Source organism: Phormidium sp. CCY1219 (assembly GCF_035615515.1).
Taxonomy (GTDB): domain Bacteria; phylum Cyanobacteriota; class Cyanobacteriia; order Cyanobacteriales; family Laspinemataceae; genus CCY1219.
This window is the reverse complement of record NZ_JAJENT010000206.1, coordinates 1-2,178: the sequence shown is the minus strand read 5'-3', so window position 1 is coordinate 2,178 and position 2,178 is coordinate 1. Positions and strand designations below refer to the sequence as shown.

The 2,178-nt window shown below is 46.2% G+C and carries 6 protein-coding genes; 3 read left to right on the top strand and 3 right to left on the bottom strand.

Annotated features, from left to right (window positions below; genetic code table 11):
• Positions 1 to 120: 120 nt before the first annotated feature.
• Positions 121 to 321, bottom strand: a complete 201-nt coding sequence (locus LKK83_RS01475; protein WP_324628974.1) for an NACHT C-terminal alpha/beta 1 domain-containing protein — start codon at positions 319 to 321, stop codon at positions 121 to 123.
• 107 nt (positions 322 to 428) lie between these two features.
• Here LKK83_RS01475 and LKK83_RS01470 point away from each other — a divergent pair, with 107 nt between their 5' ends.
• Positions 429 to 662 (top strand): DUF433 domain-containing protein, encoded by a 234-nt coding sequence (locus LKK83_RS01470; RefSeq protein WP_324628973.1) that lies wholly within the window; start codon positions 429 to 431, stop codon positions 660 to 662.
• The gene (locus tag LKK83_RS01465; RefSeq protein WP_324628972.1) at positions 659 to 1,000 is read left to right on the top strand and encodes a DUF5615 family PIN-like protein; all 342 of its coding nucleotides are present in this window, start codon (positions 659 to 661) and stop codon (positions 998 to 1,000) included. The genes LKK83_RS01470 and LKK83_RS01465 overlap by 4 nt, the downstream gene beginning before the upstream one ends.
• Positions 1,001 to 1,280: 280 nt before the next feature.
• Here LKK83_RS01465 and LKK83_RS01460 read toward each other — a convergent pair whose 3' ends face one another.
• Positions 1,281 to 1,415, bottom strand: a complete 135-nt coding sequence (locus LKK83_RS01460) for a hypothetical protein (RefSeq protein ID WP_324628971.1) — start codon at positions 1,413 to 1,415, stop codon at positions 1,281 to 1,283.
• 28 nt (positions 1,416 to 1,443) lie between these two features.
• Between LKK83_RS01460 and LKK83_RS01455 the strand changes: the two genes are divergently transcribed.
• Positions 1,444 to 1,653, top strand: coding sequence for a hypothetical protein (locus LKK83_RS01455; RefSeq protein WP_046320858.1), 210 nt, complete (start codon positions 1,444 to 1,446; stop codon positions 1,651 to 1,653).
• A gap of 417 nt (positions 1,654 to 2,070) precedes the next feature.
• On the opposite strand, the gene LKK83_RS31910 is transcribed toward LKK83_RS01455, so the two are convergent.
• The coding region (locus LKK83_RS31910) for an NACHT C-terminal alpha/beta 1 domain-containing protein (protein ID WP_442957262.1) at positions 2,071 to 2,178 on the bottom strand (108 nt) is incomplete at its 5' end.

Sequence of the window (2,178 nt, the reverse complement as noted above, 5' to 3'; positions counted from 1 at the left end):
CCTTTTAACGGCGCTTCTAGGGGGTCGTCGGTGAGGAAGGCAACGGCAATTACCCCCGTCAGTTTTTGGCAAAAGGCCATGAGTTCTGGGGTGAGTTGGGTCGGGGTGGAAACCGTTTCGCTACCGAAGAGGATAGCGCGGTGGGGGAGGAGGTGGGGCGCGTTTTAGGGTTTTGAGGTGGCGGCGCAGTTCAGCGGCGGTGGCGGGTTCCGGGGGGTCTTCGTCGGGACAAGTGATTTCCCAAATCAGTTCGCTGAGGGTGAGGGCGATTTCCCCTTCGCGGGTTTCGTCAGCGAGGAGGTCGGCGTTGAGGCAATACATCGGCAGGTGTTGCAGAGATTCGGAGGTGAGCGCTTATTCCTGCAAGAATTGAGGAGCGCGATCGGCTATAATTTATGAGGTGTAATCACACATTCAGCCTTAAAAATATGACTTTAACTCCTGAATTAATGAGCCGAATTACGCAAAATCCCGGTCAATGTGGGGGTCGTCCCTGTATTCGCGGGATGCGAATTCGAGTCACCGATATTTTAGAAATGTTAGCTGAAAATGTTAGCATTTCTGAAATTTTAGAAGATTTTCCGGATTTAGAACTCGCAGATATTCAAGCCTGTTTAGTCTTTGCAGCAAGACGTACTGATTTTCCTAGACTAACCGCATGAAAATTTGGATCGATGCTCAACTTCCGCCTACATTGGCAAGTTGGCTGACAGAAACCTTTGGTTTAGAAGCCAGAGCATTGCGAGATTTAGGATTACGGGATGCTCAAGATATCGAGATTTTTGCAGCAGCACGGGCTGAAAATGTGGTGATTATCACGAAAGACAGTGATTTCATTGACTTGGTCTGTCGTTTAGGAACGCCTCCTCAAATTTTGTGGCTAACTTGTGGCAATGTCACGAACCGCAACTTGCAACAATTGTTAATAGCGACTTTACCGAATGCATTAGAGCAATTACGCCAAGGAGAAATGATTGTGGAAATTACGAATACGCCTTAATTTCCTCTAACCAGGTTTCAATAGCAGATATCAGATTTCGTTGATTGGGGGGAAAGCCTTTCTACTGCGCTTCTAGGGATTCGTCGGTGAGGAAGGCTACGGCGATTACCCCGGTCAGTTTTTGGCAAAAGGCGATGAGTTCTGGGGTGGGTTGGGTCGGGGTGGAAATTCGCTACCGAAGAGAATGGCACGGTGGGGGAGGAGGTGGGGCGCGTTTGAGGGTTTTGAGGTGGCGATCGCAGTTCTGCGGGGTCTTCGTCGGGACAAGTGATGTCCCAAATCAGGTTCGAGCCAGGGTGAGGGCGATTTCCCGTTCGCGGGGGCGAGGATGTCGGCGTTGAGGCAATTCTAGGGGTTCGTCCGTGAGGAAGGCTGGGGTGTCGGTTGGTTTATGGCAAAATAGAATATCATTCAAAGTAAGTCAGTACCGTGAGGCTTAGTCAATGATGAGATTTAATGATGTAGTTGAAGCAATAAAAGGTCTTTCTATCGATGAAAAACAAGAAATTTCAATGTTGTTACAGCAATATCTTCGTGAAGAATCTCGTGACAATATTTATAAGAATTTCCAAGTAGCCCAGCAGGAAGAAAAACAAGGAAATCTTAAGTTCTCCAACCAGATTGATAAATTGAAGGAGATGATTGAAGAATAATCATGGAAGTAGGGGCGAAAAATTTTTCGCCCCTACAGTAACGGGTGTAATCTGCCATAAATTTTCCTTATCACCCTAAACCCAGAAGACCCTTTTAGCTCTGCTTTTAAACGGGCTTTTAAAAAGAAAATTAAAGGCAATCAGGATTTAGAAACAAGGTTTTGGCAAAAGTTAGACTTGTTTATCCTCGATCCATTTGACCCTACTTTAAAGACGCACAAACTATCGGGTAAGTTGAAAGATTTATGGAGTTTCAGTGTGGGTTATGATGAGAGAGTGTTATTCTATTTTACAGAGGATGAAAAAGCTGTATTTGTTGATATGGGCAGCCATGATGAGGTGTATTAAGTAGCCAGAAACTGGGTTTCTATCCCAATCTCTGATTTGTAGGTGAAACTGTCGCAGAAAACCGGTTTCTCAAATTTCCTCTAACCAGGTTTCAATCGCCGATATCAGATTCGGTTGATTGGGGGGAAAGCCTTTTAACGGCGCTTCTAGGGGGTCGTCGGTGAGGAAGGCAACGGC